The sequence below is a fragment of the Psychromonas sp. MME2 genome (genome assembly GCF_040566515.1).
GTDB lineage: Bacteria > Pseudomonadota > Gammaproteobacteria > Enterobacterales > Psychromonadaceae > Psychromonas.
The window spans coordinates 28,167-44,548 of record NZ_JBEWXI010000010.1 but is presented as its reverse complement, the minus strand read 5'-3'; the positions used below and the strand labels follow the sequence as shown (position 1 = coordinate 44,548).

The window sequence follows — 16,382 nt, the reverse complement described above, 5'->3', positions numbered from 1 at the left end:
TAGCGATGTCTCAATATTTTTTATTGATTTCCAAACACTTTTTTTAATAAATCTGTCGTTTGCTGAACAGGGTTTTCACGAATGGCAGCCTCTTGTTTTCCCATGTAATAAAAGATGCCATCCATACCTTTAGTAACCACATAATCAGTTAAATTAGCCTTTACATCAGGAAGATAGGGAATATCCACCAACTGCTCAGTAATATTGTCATAGGCTTGTATAGCACCAACTTCAGCCAAGCTATCGGTCACGATAGGTGCCATTTCCTCACGTAACGAGACAGACATTTTATTTTTAAAATAGCGGGTCGCTGAATCATTAGGACCATTATAAATTTTTTGTACATCGCTGAATGTCATTGATTGTATCGATTCAACAAATAGAGCCTGTGCCTTTGGTGTAGCCGTCTCAGCTGCACGATTTAATTTAAGTTCAAGATCATCAACAGCATCGCTTAGCCCAATTTGCCCTAACACTGGTCGGATTGATTCAAACTCTTGAGGTAAAGGAATATGGATTGCTTTATCTGCATTAAAACCATCAACGATGCCGAGTTGGGAAACGACTTTATCTGCTGCTATTTGTAATGACTCTTTAAAAGCCATTGATATTTCATTATTACTCGCATTCGTCATTATTGACGGTGATTGTGCTTGTGGGCTCTCCTGCGAACTCATATCGGATGCCAGATCTTGTACTGTATCTAACCAACCAGCCTGAAGGGGGGCATGTAAGGTAAACAACGCCAAAATAGTCATTATTTTACAAGAAGGTTTTAAATAAAACATATTACATACTCCCCACTAAAATTATTCATGTTAATCACGGTCAATTACTTATTCACTTTAAACTGCCCAACTAATAACTGCTGCTGCATTGCTAACGAGGCGATACCTTCACCTACCTTTTCAGATATTTCCGATTGTGCAAGAATGCTTTGACTCAGTTCACGAATATTAGCGACATTGATATTTACTTCACTTGAAACCGATCTTTGCTCTTCCGCTGCGTTAACAATTTGACTATTCATTCGCTGAATGTCTTCCACAAACTCAGAAATATCCGTCAAACTCAGCACCGCTTTTTGGACTTGTTCTGCTGCGCTAATTGCCAAGTCATTACCTTGAGATATTACCCGAGTAACACTTTGTGTTCCCGATTGCAGCTCTTCAATCACCCCTCTTATTTGTCCGGCAGAATCATGAGCCCGGCCAGCAAGTAGCCTAACTTCATCGGCAACAACAGCAAAACCGCGCCCTTGCTCTCCTGCTCTAGCAGCCTCAATAGCCGCATTCAGCGCTAACAGGTTTGTTTGTTCAGAGATACTTTCAATAACTGAGAGTATAGCATCAATATTACTGCTATTATTTTGCAACTCTAAAGCAATAGGCACCGCCTCTGCCATTGTCGTCACTAACTGTTGCATTGAATCCTCAGATTGTTGAACAACTTCACGCCCAGTTTGGGCTGCCTGCTCGGCTTGATAGGCAACTTTTACCGCATGATTGGCATTATCGACCACCACACTCGATGTTTGCGTCATCTCTTCAGATGCAGTCGCAACCATATCAGTTTCTTTAAATTGCGCTTCACTACCTTGACGAAATTGTACCGCTAACTCACTCGCCTCTTGTGACGTTTTGCTCATAGAGTCTGATGTCTGTATCACTTCTTTAATCATGCCCTGAAGTTTGTCTAAAAAACGATTAAACCAATTTGCCAATTCACCAATTTCATCATTATTTCTGACATTGAGTCGTTGTGTTAAATCCCCCTCTCCCGTTGCAATATCTTGTAGCCGTGCAACAACTTCTTTAATGGGTGCAACTAATTTAAATGCAGCAATCCATATGACAAACAAGCCAATAAGCGTCAATGCTATTCCCGTAAGAATTTGTGTTTTAAATGTTGCTGCTGTTTGCTCTTCAATTAATAGATCCAAGGAGATAGCATCACCTAACACTTTTTCTCTAGGCATAGTGATCACAATACCCCAATTGGTATTAGCAAGTTTAATAGGCATAAATACCGTCAAAATTTGTTGGTCATCACTCCACCGCGACTGTGGATGCCCCTCAGATAGCCAATTTTGTAACTGCGCAGACATGCCCCTTTGCGGTGACATTAATTGCCCGATTTCAGATGGCTCGCTGTCACCAGCAACTAATAGACCGTTATTACTTATAATAGATAAGTTACCAGCCCCATCGAATAAAGCCGTGTCGGCATCATTGGCATAGCTTTGCAAGACATCAATCTTCAAATCAATCCCCATGACTCCGATAATGGTATCTTCTTTACGTAATGGCACAGTAATTGTGCTCACCAAACGCATCTCACCATTCTCATCATAGGAATAAGGATCAATAACACAAATACCTTGATTATTAATACTACAGGTATACCAAAAATTATTAGGCTGGCCACTAGTAGTAAGAGAAGCATCACTTATCTGTTGTTCGCTTTTAATTTTTAAGGTCACTTCATTGTTCGTATTCTTAAACCAGTAAGGGGAAAAACGTCCTTGCTCATTTGAACTCACGTATCCCGCATTGACATAATTTGCATCTTCACTATCTAACATATTTGGAATAAAGGTGGTAAAGGCGGCATACATATTGTCAAAATTTAATACAGATCGTTTTAATAATTCTGAGACGGATTTTCTTAAATCTTCACTCCCAGTAAAATTCTCTTCGGCATTAAATTGTAAAAAACTAATACTATCCGCTAACATTTCTGCACGGTATACAGCTTCATCGAGATATTTTTGTACGATTGATGATTGCGCTCTTGCTTCTTTCATAAGCAGTAATTCGGATTTATTGCCAACTGAAAGAGTACTCTGCTGCTGAATTGTTTTTTGATTTTCGGTAGAAGAATAGAGAGCAAAAGTGATTAGCGATATAGCGACTAATAGCAGACAACAGCCCGATAATAGGGTGATTTTCCATTGCACTGATAATGATTTCATAATGACATCCTTGAAAGTAATAAATCAATCCACTCGCTTGAATTGATTGCCACCTATTTAAAAGCTAATAACTAGGTAGAGCATGGTAACTAAATGAATAGTATAAACTATTTTACTAAAGTAGCATATTTACGGCTATTCAATATACCATGTTATAGGAATTCCTTTAATTATATGATTTATTTATGCGTAGGAATAAATAGATGGTAGCGAGGCATTGATTGCAGTAACTAGTTGTATTGGTGACTTTGCATCTTGGAGTAAGATAGGTATATACAGCGGAGGCGTAACGCTACCTATTTTATTATTTGTATAATAAAAACAAACAAATCACATAAAAATTGGGCAGATACAGTCAATACTAGTTGCAATAAGGATATGCCCATCATTCATAAAAGATGATTACACATTATTTTACATAATTAATCATCAAAATCATCGCCAAGTAACTCTTTAAGTTGTTTTTTGTCTTTATAATATTCAATATCGCGTCGCACATGGCCTTTCGCACGACCTCTATGATCTTGATGTTCTTTACGAGCATGGATTGAATCCTCTTCCCAGTCATCATCTTCAAATTCCCATGCCGCTTCATCATCATCGCCATCAAACTCCTGAGAACTATTACTACCATTTCTCATTTCAAACTCCAAAAAAACTAATTAATAATCACGGTGCAATAGATATTGGTCTTACAATAAAAAGACCAATTTCTATTCTTTTAAATCGGGCTAATTATTACCTTTTTTAGTGAAAAAAAAGAAACGATTCTTTAGTATATTTTTTTATAAAAAACTTTTTTTTAATTACCAACACCACAACTCATTTATTTACCATTTTTTAAAAAAAAATATGACCGCTATCACCACATGAAAAATGATATGTCGTATAGGTATAATTCATGACTTTTTCAACTTGCAATATTTTTTCTAATAATTAGTATTAATTTTTCACATAACATTGATACCAAGCATACAACTATATTAACTAGCAAAAGACCATAAACAGTCGCTTCGTATGCAATAAATTATTTACAGTTAAGGTAATTTTAGGCATGTCACAAATGCATGAACAATTTCATAATAGCTTATTGCTACAATGGCAATCGGTTATGCAAGATAATACTGTATTTAACTTTTACGCTACATCAACTCCAGCTAATTTTGGCTATTTTAGTTGTTCATTCTCTAAGCATACAGAATCTCAAATTAAACTTATTCGTTTGTTGCCTAGTTCAACTTATACTCCCTACAGCTTTATATTTGCATTTTTAAATAATGCATTATCAGATTCCCCCTATTCTTTGCAAGAGGCGGTTGAAAAAACGACCCAATATAAACCGCTACAAAAAACTTTAATGGCAATTTTACAAAAACGGCCATACAAACGACCTGAGATTTTCATAACGGATTATCTGTTTTTTGAAAACAAAGCTTTTACCGATGCCATTATTAAATTAGTTGAGATACTAATTACCACACCAACAATATTTTCCATCATTGGTTGGCAGTATGCCTGCCCTTCCGACCTTAAACTTTTAAAAATATTAGCTAAACATAATATAAGCGCACCGCTGTTAGTGCTCATCTCTATTGATACACAGCATGCATTAACGCACCGACAAGATGATGAAGAATGGGAAAGTTTTATAGACTGGCTTGACGATGCTTATTTATTACATAAAGTACCAAATTTCAAAGCAATACCAATGACAGGCACTCAACTAGAGTCACTACAAACTTTAAATTTTGAATTAGTAGAAAAAAATATTCTTTTAATGGCATGGCCTGAAGCAATCTCGTTAGCACGGTTTCTCCTAGAGAAAACAATGCTGCCTGAACAGTTAAAACAAACGCTACGTTTAAGATTATCCGAAGCGTTACTATTTGATGGACAGCTAGATAGTGCACTCAATGAACTTGAGATGTTACAAATATTTAGTGAGCAATTTAGTTGCCATGACGAAAAGATACATCTACTTAATTTACTGAGCTTAACGCTAACACGAAGGCAAAACTTTGATGATGCTATTGTGCATGCTGAATTAGCCTATCAAGCAGCTCAACAAGCTAATAATGAGCAGCTGATCATACAGTCTTTATTTATAAATTTTTTCGCACATCACAAATCATCATCCCCTATGCCTTTGCAGGAATTTGATCGATTAGATCTTAGTTTACAACAACATAATATGGATTGTTCTCGCTTATATCTATTACGTAATTATTATACTTATTTACGATTCTACGATGAGTTAGATCCTATTATTGCAGTTGATGTGACACATTTAGCAATGCAAATTGCACGCGATATGGGACACACACAGGGAATTGCGGCGAGTTACCACAGTAAAGGCATCATCTATTCCTACTGTAATCGCTATCATGCTGCGGATCGCTGCTTTGCTGTCAGCTCACGTATTCATTCTCAAATAGGTGACCAAAACGAGTGTTTAAAAATTCATAATGGTAAAGGCTACTTTAACAACTTACGAGAGCAATATCGGGATGCACAAAAAGAATATTTGTCCGCATTCAATATCGCTAGCCAAATAGATAACGATTCGGAGCTGGTCGTCACATTATTTAATTTTGCATGGCTCTATTTCTGTACCAATAATTACCAACATGCAATCACCATACTCGACCAAATTGTGCGAATTTGTCGGATCAGGCAAATAACCCATTTTCCATTTCGCAACATATACGATGTCATAAGCCTAAAGGGTTACTGCCATGCAAAGCTAGAACAACTCGCCAATGCAGAGCAATGTCTTGAACGAATGCAAGGACTCCCCTTTAAACCTTCGAGAACAGCTGAATTTTTACGGGCTTTATTACAAGGCTCGCTGTACAAAGTAAATAATAAACTTCAACAGGCCCGCGAAGTCTTTGAAAATGCACCTAGCATACTCAAAAATATTATCGATTTAGATACCTGCCTGTTACCTAAATGCCATTTAGAATTGCTCGAAATTTATAGCGCACAAGGTGAATGGGAAAAAACTCATTCACTCATAGATAACAGTTTATTATTATGCGAAGCTCTTTCTATACCACGCTACAGGGATATTTTTAACAACCTCAAACAACATGTATGGCACAAACAACCAATCTCTGCATATAATTTTACCTTTTTTCCACTGCCAGAGACTCCTCTACCGCTTAATAAAATTGTACGTAGTGCAAAACAGTTAACCCAACTCCGTCAAGCACAACAACACGTGCGTGAAATACAATTAATTAATCGTTTGCATAGCTTGCATGAAAATTTTAACTGTAGCCAAGAGTTAACCGATGAAGCGCTTAAATTAATATGTGGAAAATTTAATATACACATTGGTTTTATCCATCATCTCAATGGCAATAAGTGGTGTTTGTGGAATCAATTCGGAGAAACTGACAAACAAACAGAGGTCGATTACTGTTTAAAACAAGTATTCAATAGCAAAAAGCCATTCATAGAGAATGGTTTCTATACTCAAGGTGAATATGGTAAACGAAGCACCTACAATTTTATTACTAGCTTTCCAATCTTCGTAGATGGGCATCTTTATGCAGCCATGACTCTAAAATGTGTGAATGTTAATCGTTATTTAAATCAACAAAATAAAAATATACTCAGTATAATTTGCCACCAACTCGGCAACCAAATTCAACACCTTCATCATCACGAAAACTTAATAAAAATGTCGCAAACAGATCCCTTGACAGGATTATTTAATCGTCAAGCACTACTTTCACGACTACAACAAGAGCTGCTATTACATGCTCAAAATGATACTAGCCAACAATGCGCACTCGCCTATGTTGACCTTGATAATTTTAAGTTAATTAATGATCGCCTTGGCCACGACATCGGTGATAAAGTCATTTATGAATTTTCTGAACTGTTATTAGACTCGGTCAGAAGTGTTGATATTGTTGCTCGATGGGGGGGGGGATGAATTCGTCATCATTTTCCCAAATGCAAATAAAATGCAAGCAAAAATAGTGGCACAACGTATATTATCAAGTTTACAAAAGCAATCTTTTTTGAAGCCGCTATTATGCGAATGGTCCAATAAAAACGCCATTGTCGAAACACTCCCCAATCTAACTTGCTCAATCGGCATCGCTGACTGCAATGGCATGTCCTATGAAAACCTCAATGAAGAGTGGTTGCTAAAGCAGGCCGATAGTGCATTATATGTAGCTAAGTCCGAAGGAAAAGGCAGGGTAAAAATAACCTGTTAAGTACAGAGCAGCGTCAATCGTATATACTATTTATACCCATGATACATGACGAGGAATTAATATGAGTTACCTTATACTACCACTAAGCATTTTTTTAGTTTTTGTCGCTCCGTTGTGGTTGTTTCTACATTATCGCGATAAAAAAAATAGCAATAAAGCCCTCTCTTCACAGGATCAGGAAAAACTGCAAATGTTACTTGAACGTTGTGACGAAATGCAAAAACGCATCATTTCATTGCAAGCTATTCTTGATAAAGAAGCACCACAATGGAGGAACAATAAAAATGAATAATCAGAATAAACAATTATATAGAGATCCCATCAATGGCAAACTTGGTGGTGTATGCGCGGGTCTAGCAGAATACTTTTCCGTTGAAGTATGGCTTATTCGTTTAATTGTTATTTCTGCATTTTTATTTACCGCTGGCTTTTTAGTCTTCATCGCTTACACCGCAGCTTATTTTATATTGGATGAAATGCCTGAGCAGCGAAAATGGCAACAAAGTATCTACCAAAAACATAATGTGAAAAAGAAAGCATGGGAATATGGCGCTTCAGCAGCAGAGATATTAGAAAATAGTGAAATTGACTTAAATACTATAGAGTCAGAAATAGAAAAAATGGAAAATTATGTCACTTCATTTGCCTTTAAAATGAATAATGAATTCACCAATCAAAAATAGGTAACAATTTTCCCTATACATGATTTTGCACCTATTCGCGATATTGATAGCAATACAACAATCACCTTGAACAATAATAATATTTGAGTAATAACGCAGACTACACCATACTTAATTGAATCTAATAACCTCTGAGCACCAAAGGTCAATAATGAAAACCTTTATTTCACAATACTGCTTATATTATTTAACAATTTTATACTTTGTTACTCATTTTTTTCATCCGGTGCAAGCGAATGAGAGTCTATCTCGACCTCAGTTACGTTACCCTGAAATCATTGACTCTATATATCAGGACAAAGGCAATGGCATAGCGCTATTATGGCAAAATGAAGAATTAATCAGTGAATTAAAAAAACAAATTTTTGTGTTTATAGTCGCTGGAATTGATAATCAACTCATTAATTCTTACCAAGCCTTGCAAAAAGCAGAACAACAACATGATCCGATCCTTTTTGATCAATTAGCATCTGATTTGTTACTTTTTTATCTTGCCTACACGGAGCATAAAAAAACAGAAGGTAAAAAGTGGCTATTCTCCAAGAAACATGGATGTTTCATTCATTCCTCCTTCACAACAATCTATCGATGCCTTTTTTAACAGTGACTCATCTGCCCAAAAAACACACTATTTGCAATCTATCTCCTCTAAGCCAGCGCAATATAAACGCCTTTACCTATATTTATTAGACTATTATGCATCAATTGATATAAATGAGGCAGTTGCACCATTTACAGAAACGATTAAAAAGGGTGAAAATATTGAACAAAAAGATCTTTTATTAACACGCCTATTGTTAGCCAGAGATCAACGAACAACAAAAAAAAGCTTTTGAAACAACGAATAAAAATTTTTACACGCTTGAGTTAGAAGAAACAATTAAAAATTTTCAGCGCAGACATGGCTTAACGGCCGATGGCGTAATAGGTAGAAAAACACAATATTGGCTTAACCTACATCCGCAAGAGCGCCTTAGATTAATGGCAATAAATACATTGCGATCTGAATTATGGGCCATAAACAACGGAAATCAGGTCTTGGTTAATATTCCAGATTACACCATGGAATACTGGGAAATGGGAGAGAAAATTTTCCAAAGCAGAGTGATCGTGGGGCGCTATAAAAGAAAAACGCCTATTCTAACCGCTAAACTCGATTCAATTATTTTCAATCCTATATGGCGAGTGCCAACCAAAATTATGCGTAAAGATATTCTGCCCAATGCATTGCAGAACTTAGACTATTTTAAAAAACATCAATACGAAATATTTGCAGATTGGACTAGCCAAAAGCCGCTTAGTATTGATGATATTGATTGGCAAACATACAACGCCAATAACTTCCCATACAAATTGCGCCAAAAAGCAGGCCCAATGAATGCTCTTGGGCAATATAAATTTAACACCCCAAATAACCAATCCATTTATTTGCACGACACTCCTGCAAAAAGCTTATTTAACAAAGAAGCGAGACCTTTTAGCTCTGGTTGTATTCGCGTTGAACAAGCGGGTGAATTTGCCCATTTATTACTGTCAAAATCGGGTTTTTCTGATGAAACATATCGCCAACATAGCGAACAAGATGAGACGACAGTGCTAGGATTAACCGAAGTGATCATCTTTTCTACGATTTATCAAACTGTCTGGGTTGACGATAATGGCATCACACAATTTAGATCCGATATCTATCAATATGATCGCGCCTATCTATCACAAAATGCCCAAATCCCCTTACTAGACAATGACTACATTTAAAAGTGAGTGCTCAGTAAAGATAAGCTAAATCATAGACGCCTCACAAATATGGGATCCTTCCCTATCTATAAATAAAATTAAAACCCCTTACAATTCAATTAGAATACAAGAAAACGCCATTTTAAAGGTAAATATTTGATTTTTTTCTCATTTGACTAGCGTACAAAAAATCAGTACTTTCTCAACTTATGTTATTTTTTAACCTTTTTTAGTTTGTTTTATATGCGTTGAGTGTTATGTCAAAACCTGATTTTAATCGTCGAAAATTTGTTCTATCTAGCCTAGTTACTTTAGGTGCAACCTGCCTCCCCTCTTTAACTTTTGCATCGCAGGCTAATGGCTCCCCAAGAATGTTAAGCATGAATAATCTTCACACCGGTGAAATTATTGATACTGAATATTTTGATGGTAAACATTATCAATTTAGTGAATTACAAAAGCTAAATCATCTATGCCGCGACTTTCGTCGTAATGAGATTATTGCTATGGATACTCGCTTATTTGATCAGTTATCGGCTATCCAGAAAGTACTTGGCTGTAACAAACAAGTACAAATCATCTCTGGTTATCGTTCGCCTGAGACTAATAAAATGCTCAGTGCAAAATCAAATGGTGTTGCTAAAAAAAGTATGCATATGCAAGGCAAAGCGATGGATTTTCGTATCGAAGGTATTTCACTAAATAAAGTTAGAAAGGCTGCATTGTCACTAAAAGCGGGTGGTGTCGGTTATTATCCTAATAGTAACTTTGTACATATTGACACTGGCCGTGTTCGTAGTTGGTAATTTGTTAAAAACGGCGAGTGAGTGACTCGCCCTTTTAAACTTTCATAACATACAGTGTCACCGCTATGTTCTATCGATTTATTATCTCGAGTTGGCCTTATTTAGGGTCAAAAGAAAACTTTTGTCCACCAATGGCAGCTTCATACATTAAACCACCAATGGCGTAGGTATATATTGCCATGCCATTAGTGTAATCCCCTTTTTGTGACTCTTTTCCAGCCCCAGCAGAATTCCCCGTCGTACTTGTTTGCGCCTGTGCGCCAGCGGTAATGGCAACAGCAGAGGCTTGCGCACTAAATTCAAAATTTCCATTTGTAAATTTGTCATAACTGTTTTTATCTTTAAAAAAGAATCACTTCACTAAATGCCTGTCCACCAAGCTGAAAACCTATGGTCAGCTGGGTCATTGATGTTTCACCTGTTTTAACGCCTTTTTTAAAAACACTACCTGAACCATAAGCACCACCAATACCAATCCCCCCTTTACCTATAGTCGGAAATATCGCATAACCATAGGCACTAGAGAATAAGGCACTCACTTTGGGGGATTGTTTGAAATTGGCAATCGTATCGGCAATTTCATCTGCCATGCTGATGCTTGTAAAAAGCAGCAACACAAGTAAGTATGCTAATTTTTTCATGATAGACCCTTTTAATTAAATAAGTATCTATCTAGCTTAGCTTAGATAGATTGATTTGGGCAAAGAACAGCAATTAATTATTAATATTAGATTTTAACCCCAAACACGATTAATCAATCGCACATGTAGTGTAATCTCTTCCCGATCATGGTAAAGATGTTTTGCCTGCAATTCATACTCTAAGCCCGCATCATTTATCATATCGGTTAATATCTTAATATCTGCTGCAGCTTCTTGATAACGTTTTTTCATGGGAAGTTTAAGGTTAAAAATAGCCTCTTTGCACCAACCTTCAATCAGCCATTTAGCCATTAGTTTTGCGACACGTTTTGGTTTTTCAATCATGTCACAAACTAGCCAGTCTATATTTTTGCGCTCTGGCTCATATTTAAAGCCATCTACCATATAGTGCGTCACTTGCCCTGTATCCATCAAACTTTGTGCCATCGCGCCATTGTCGATGGCAGTAACAAACATTCCCCGACGTACTAGCTGGTATGTCCACCTACAGGATATCTGCCTTGTTTTTTTTAGGGTGCTAGGCAAGGTCTTGTAAAATACAAGACCTGCCATTCGCCGCTATTTTATTTCTGAATACGGAGCTTACTTTAGAAATAAAGCCCCACATAAACTTAAATAGCCAGACCGCTTAATTGAAATGCTGACCAGTAATATGGGTTCGGATACGTCGCTTTAAGTTGCCTCTGGGCTTCGGCTAACGCTTCACGCTTATTCATCGTTGTGAGATTTTTATAGAAACGAATCATCAACTGATACGTTGCTTCATCATCCACTTGCCACAGGCTTGAAACAATACTGCTCGCTCCGGCAAATAAAAACCCTCGGGTAAAGCCAATTACATCGTCACCATTACCGATATGCCCTAGCGCCGTCTCACAGGCTGATAAAGTAACTAAGTCTACATTTAACTGCATATCGTAAAGTTCTCTGACCGTAAGCACTCCATCATTCTGTTCGTCTTTAGCTAATAACAGCGCGGAGTCCAGAGGAATTGCACTATTAAAGGTACCGTGAGAAGCAAAATGCAACATGTTATATTTACCAGCACTATTTTTGACCTTAGTCTCTGTTGCCCGTTCTTTTACGAATATATCTGAATCTTTGATAATGTTTGAAATCTCATTCACTTCAACTTCGGCAAAGGGGAGTGATAATTCAGCATATCCCAAATCAGGGTTGCCTAAAGCTAATAGCTGTTCAGAATCGGTTTTATTATTGATAATATACTGCAATACCGATGCACTCGGCAATATACGCATATCAAATTTATCTACCATATATTTGTTACCATCATACAGTGCATTAAACGGTAGATAATGGAGTAAACCGTGAGGAATAATGGTTAAATTCTTGTTCGTTAAGTATAGATCCAATGGTTCGATAAGCTCTTTATAGAGACGGTTAGCTACAACCTTTAATTTTTCGACATCACCTTCTTCGATAAGCACTCTAAAAAAAGAGACATCTTTAACGATCTCGGAGTTGAGCCTGAAGGCCTTAATCCCTTGCTGTGAAATCAAAAAATTATACCATTTGTCACCATAACCATAGAACTCTATGTAGCTTTCTCCTGTTTTTAATGTTTCACTAATTTTCTTAAAGCTGATCTGCTCGCCAAACGTCACCAATTTTTTCTCTTGAGCCGTAGTATTGTTTGTTTTAATTAGCTTTAAGCCCCTGCTATTTCCATCTTTAGCAAAACTAAAGGAGCTCTTGGAATGATAGGATTTTTTATTATCAGCAACTGTAGACACATCAATTCTCTGGGTCAACATATCAACCAACGCTCAGACTTACTACGCTCCACGTATTCAAAGGCAGCCGTAAAATCACCTTGAGTAACTAGCGTATCTATTAAGTTAGCATAAACAGCCTGCTTATCCCCCAGAAATCCGATACGTCCATTTTCAGAGCTAATAGAGTTTCGCTGCGCCTCTACAATTTCAACAGCTTTCTTAAGTATGGTGATCGCCTGTTCTATTTCTCCACGATAAAGTAAAATTGTCGCATGATCATTAAGTAAACTATAAGAGATAGAGTTTATTGATGCCTGATTTATTTCGCTGATAAGCTTCTTCTGAATAGCAAATGCCTTATCTAACTCACCTAATCCCATATATGATTTTTGCAGATAATAGAGAGCTTGCTCTTGGTGGGAAGATTGATTAAATGATTCACCAGCAACATCAAACATATTGACACCAGAAACCAACGATATAGAAGACAGCATTGCTAGCCCGACTGGATTAAACAAAATTAATTTACTAGATTGTTCAAATCCGGTTTGATCACTAATATCTTCGTATATATCAATGTTATCTTTATATTTGGATGCCAATAGGTTATAGCGCATAATCCATAATGTAATCAAATTCTTATCTTTTCTCTGAACCTCATCCAGCTCACTGTTATATATATTTTTTAATATTATTTGATGCTCATTTTTATTTCGGCAGTTAGATAGCAATTGACATGTATAGGCTGCCAGCCCTAGGCTTCTTAATTGAATTTTGCTGTGCAGAGCTATAAACCTTGTTCCCAACAACCTCTCACTCATTTTAAAGCTCTGTGAAGAGAATTTATAAGCTCTATCAACATCCCCCAAAGCAAAAGCACGCTCGGCTCGCATTAAGTTTAAAAGAGCGATATACAGAATCGTTGTTTCTTTCATCATCTACCTTTTGTCCACTGTTATTAGCATATCCCCCTCCGAAATCAATTTGATTGATTGGATCGAGGGAGTCAATTAATGAGTTACGTAACTCTTCAGCATTAATGCCACTATTAACGACAGAGTCAATACAGTTATCAAATTCATTAAACTGACGCAGTTGTAAATATGAATCACAGATCATGGCATGCATAATGGCCGAAATATTTGATGTATCGGTATTACTATTTTCAGCATCCTCTATAACAGCAATATAATCTGCCTGAAGATAATCCTGTGCCAGCTTGGTTGTGTTAGAGGCGCATCCAAGTTGCAAGCCGCATGAAAAAACAATAAAAATACAATTTATAATCCATGAATAGTTCATATTAAACCCTTATAAGTTCAAATAGAGGAAGGTTCATCTTTTATAATGCTCAAGAAGTCACGCTCATGCTCAACACCGATCGATTCCAATGTAGTGGTTAGATTACCAACTTCGTTTAAAATTTCTTTATAATACCCTCCACCTTTTAAAGCGGTTTTGGAGTAAAAAGTGCATTTATTTTCATTGAAAATAGATGCACTATTATTTTTCAGGTATATTTTAAATGTCGTATAAGCGTTATTTGAGAAGGAATAAGCACTGTAACTGATACTTAAGGGCGATTCTATCCACTCCCAATCTCGATATGCTTGCGGAATTAAGATTGCTGTAAATTTTAAACCCAAAGGGATTACAGGGTTCTTTTTAAATTTGTTTTCAGTGTATTCACATATCGCAGGCACTAGAGTAGGAGTGTGCACTGCTTTATTACTGGATTCTATTCTATTTGACTGTAGTAATGAAATATCAACAACACCAGCTTTTTTATTTGACTTCATAGCCATTACTACTGGATCTGGTTTACCAGCACAAGCCGACAAAAAAAGCGATAGAGTAGTTATAAATATAAATTTTTTCATAAGTGATTCCTTTTACTTTAATTGATTTTCGAAATCATCAATGGATAACCGAAAATAAAAAATACATATGCCCAAATGCAGTCAACAGGGCATAATATATTGTTCAACATAATTTTAGAGAAAATATCATGCTCAGCTATTACCTAGCTGTTTGCCCCAAACATTCCCCTGTAAACTAATATGAACAGTGATTTCTTCCCGATCATGGTAAAGATGTTTTGCCTGCAATTCATACTCTAAGCCCGCATCATTTATCATATCGGTTAATATCTTAATATCTGCTGCAGCTTCTTGATAACGTTTTTTCATGGGAAGTTTAAGGTTAAAAATAGCCTCTTTGCACCAACCTTCAATCAGCCATTTAGCCATTAGTTTTGCGACACGTTTTGGTTTTTCAATCATGTCACAAACTAACCAGTCTATATTTTTGCGCTCTGGCTCATATTTAAAGCCATCTACCATATAGTGCGTCACTTGCCCTGTATCCATTAAACTTTGTGCCATCGCACCATTGTCAATGGCAGTAACAAACATTCCCCGACGTACTAGCTGGTATGTCCACCCACCGGACAAGCGCAAGATCAACTGCTCGCATCCCTGAATGCAAACGTTCCACTTGTTCTTCAGGGGTTAAGAAAATTTGAATCGCTTCATCAAGCTTCAGAGTTGAGCGACTTGGCGCTTCACTTGGTGAACGTAAACGGGCAATACCCATATAAAATTCGCTGCGATTATTTGGCAGAGAGAAGCCAATAAAAGCCGATTGATTATCTAAAAAACAGAGGTGATAACAAATTTTTTTACGATTTTCTTTGGCCGTTAAACTATTTTGCTTTTTAAGGGCTTGTCGCAGTGGCACGGTAAATTTACGGCAAAAAGTAAGCAATGGTTTAGTCTCATCGCCCTCAGGGGTTTCAACATAAAGGTCGCCACCTAAGGGCATATTACGTGTTACCTGTAAAATAGGTGATATGCGGTCATCTAATGGTAAATTATCAACAAACTCTTGCACTGCAATTAATTGACGCGCAAAAATCAACTGTTTGTAATTAAGACCCTTTAATAGCTTTTCAACTTCTTCACCGTTGTAGCATTGATAAAAGACATAACCACTATTACGTTTCGTTTTTATAAAACCAAATATTTCCAATGCAGCAGCTTTATCTTGTATTTCGTTAGCGCAATCATTTTCAAAGCCAGGGCGGCAGTATAGTAAAATTCCTAACATATTTTCCTCTGTTTAATCTTTATTAAACATTTGTTAACGTTGGCATGGTTTAAAAAAAGCCCAAGTAACAACCAAGCCGAGATCAATAACAGCCCACCAACGGGTGTTATTGCCCCTAATACCTTAACGCCCGTGAACACATAACAATACAAGCTCCCACTAAATAGGATAATGCCAAAGGTGAAACAAAACTGGCTCACCAACAACATGGTAGATCGGTAAAAAAGGGAGAATAAACAGACAAAGAGCAAAGTAAGCGTATGAAATAACTGATAACTCACGGCTGTTTTGAAAATATCAACTTGTTCGGGACTCGCCCAATTAGATAAACCATGACTCGCATAGGCGCCACTGGCGACACCCAGAGCACCAAGCAGAGAAGCGAAAATCATAAACCAGCGAGTCATCACTGGTATAGTGCTAATTGTATGTAAGTTGCTCATC

Annotated in this window: 15 protein-coding genes and 4 pseudogenes; 8 read left to right on the top strand and 11 right to left on the bottom strand. The window is 36.8% G+C overall.

Features of this window, described 5'->3' with window-relative positions; translation table 11 throughout:
• Positions 1–20: 20 nt before the first annotated feature.
• The 3 genes from AB1A03_RS08695 to AB1A03_RS08685 form a co-directional block, all read right to left on the bottom strand.
• Positions 21–788, bottom strand: a complete 768-nt coding sequence (locus AB1A03_RS08695; RefSeq protein ID WP_354624284.1) for a DUF4197 domain-containing protein — start codon at positions 786–788, stop codon at positions 21–23.
• A 44-nt stretch (positions 789–832) separates the two neighbouring features.
• A complete protein-coding gene (locus AB1A03_RS08690) occupies positions 833–2,974 on the bottom strand; it encodes a methyl-accepting chemotaxis protein (RefSeq protein ID WP_354624283.1) in 2,142 nt (713 codons plus the stop codon).
• 422 nt (positions 2,975–3,396) lie between these two features.
• A complete protein-coding gene (locus tag AB1A03_RS08685) occupies positions 3,397–3,615 on the bottom strand; it encodes a hypothetical protein (RefSeq protein WP_354624282.1) in 219 nt (72 codons plus the stop codon).
• Between the two features lie 413 nt (positions 3,616–4,028).
• Between AB1A03_RS08685 and AB1A03_RS08680 the strand changes: the two genes are divergently transcribed.
• The 8 genes and pseudogenes from AB1A03_RS08680 to mepK all read left to right on the top strand — a co-directional run bounded on the left by AB1A03_RS08680 (position 4,029) and on the right by mepK (position 10,432).
• A complete protein-coding gene (locus AB1A03_RS08680; RefSeq protein ID WP_354624281.1) occupies positions 4,029–6,920 on the top strand; it encodes a tetratricopeptide repeat-containing diguanylate cyclase in 2,892 nt (963 codons plus the stop codon).
• A gap of 31 nt (positions 6,921–6,951) precedes the next feature.
• Complete coding sequence (locus tag AB1A03_RS08675; protein ID WP_354624280.1) at positions 6,952–7,209, top strand: nucleotidyl cyclase domain-containing protein; 258 nt, start codon at positions 6,952–6,954, stop codon at positions 7,207–7,209.
• A 61-nt stretch (positions 7,210–7,270) separates the two neighbouring features.
• Complete coding sequence (pspB, locus tag AB1A03_RS08670) at positions 7,271–7,501, top strand: envelope stress response membrane protein PspB (protein WP_354624279.1); 231 nt, start codon at positions 7,271–7,273, stop codon at positions 7,499–7,501.
• Positions 7,494–7,892, top strand: a complete 399-nt coding sequence (gene pspC, locus AB1A03_RS08665; protein WP_354624278.1) for an envelope stress response membrane protein PspC — start codon at positions 7,494–7,496, stop codon at positions 7,890–7,892. Before pspB ends, pspC begins: the two co-directional genes overlap by 8 nt.
• Before the next feature lie 151 nt (positions 7,893–8,043).
• Entirely contained in the window at positions 8,044–8,493 is a 450-nt protein-coding gene (locus AB1A03_RS08660; protein WP_354624277.1) for a hypothetical protein, read from the top strand.
• Positions 8,494–8,699: 206 nt separating this feature from the next.
• Positions 8,700–8,828 (top strand): annotated as a pseudogene (locus AB1A03_RS08655) (peptidoglycan-binding protein); the annotation flags it as partial.
• Between the two features lie 102 nt (positions 8,829–8,930).
• A complete protein-coding gene (locus AB1A03_RS08650; protein WP_354624276.1) occupies positions 8,931–9,647 on the top strand; it encodes a L,D-transpeptidase family protein in 717 nt (238 codons plus the stop codon).
• A 236-nt stretch (positions 9,648–9,883) separates the two neighbouring features.
• The gene (mepK, locus tag AB1A03_RS08645; protein ID WP_354624275.1) at positions 9,884–10,432 is read left to right on the top strand and encodes a peptidoglycan L,D-endopeptidase MepK; all 549 of its coding nucleotides are present in this window, start codon (positions 9,884–9,886) and stop codon (positions 10,430–10,432) included.
• Between the two features lie 97 nt (positions 10,433–10,529).
• Here the strand turns inward: mepK and AB1A03_RS08640 are convergent.
• The 8 genes and pseudogenes from AB1A03_RS08640 to AB1A03_RS08605 all read right to left on the bottom strand — a co-directional run bounded on the left by AB1A03_RS08640 (position 10,530) and on the right by AB1A03_RS08605 (position 16,381).
• A pseudogene (locus AB1A03_RS08640) lies at positions 10,530–11,073 on the bottom strand (YSC84-related protein).
• A 93-nt stretch (positions 11,074–11,166) separates the two neighbouring features.
• A pseudogene (gene rlmM, locus AB1A03_RS08635) lies at positions 11,167–11,577 on the bottom strand (23S rRNA (cytidine(2498)-2'-O)-methyltransferase RlmM); the annotation flags it as partial.
• 128 nt (positions 11,578–11,705) lie between these two features.
• Entirely contained in the window at positions 11,706–12,848 is a 1,143-nt protein-coding gene (locus AB1A03_RS08630; protein ID WP_354624274.1) for a CHAT domain-containing protein, read from the bottom strand.
• Between the two features lie 14 nt (positions 12,849–12,862).
• Entirely contained in the window at positions 12,863–13,765 is a 903-nt protein-coding gene (locus tag AB1A03_RS08625) for a hypothetical protein (protein WP_354624273.1), read from the bottom strand.
• A complete protein-coding gene (locus tag AB1A03_RS08620; protein ID WP_354624271.1) occupies positions 13,686–14,132 on the bottom strand; it encodes a hypothetical protein in 447 nt (148 codons plus the stop codon). Before AB1A03_RS08620 ends, AB1A03_RS08625 begins: the two co-directional genes overlap by 80 nt.
• Before the next feature lie 17 nt (positions 14,133–14,149).
• The gene (locus AB1A03_RS08615) at positions 14,150–14,710 is read right to left on the bottom strand and encodes a hypothetical protein (protein WP_354624270.1); all 561 of its coding nucleotides are present in this window, start codon (positions 14,708–14,710) and stop codon (positions 14,150–14,152) included.
• 132 nt (positions 14,711–14,842) lie between these two features.
• Positions 14,843–15,938, bottom strand: a pseudogene (rlmM, locus tag AB1A03_RS08610) (23S rRNA (cytidine(2498)-2'-O)-methyltransferase RlmM).
• Complete coding sequence (locus AB1A03_RS08605; protein WP_354624269.1) at positions 15,932–16,381, bottom strand: DUF423 domain-containing protein; 450 nt, start codon at positions 16,379–16,381, stop codon at positions 15,932–15,934. The pseudogene rlmM (AB1A03_RS08610) and the gene AB1A03_RS08605 overlap by 7 nt, the downstream one beginning before the upstream one ends.
• Position 16,382 lies beyond the last annotated feature (1 nt).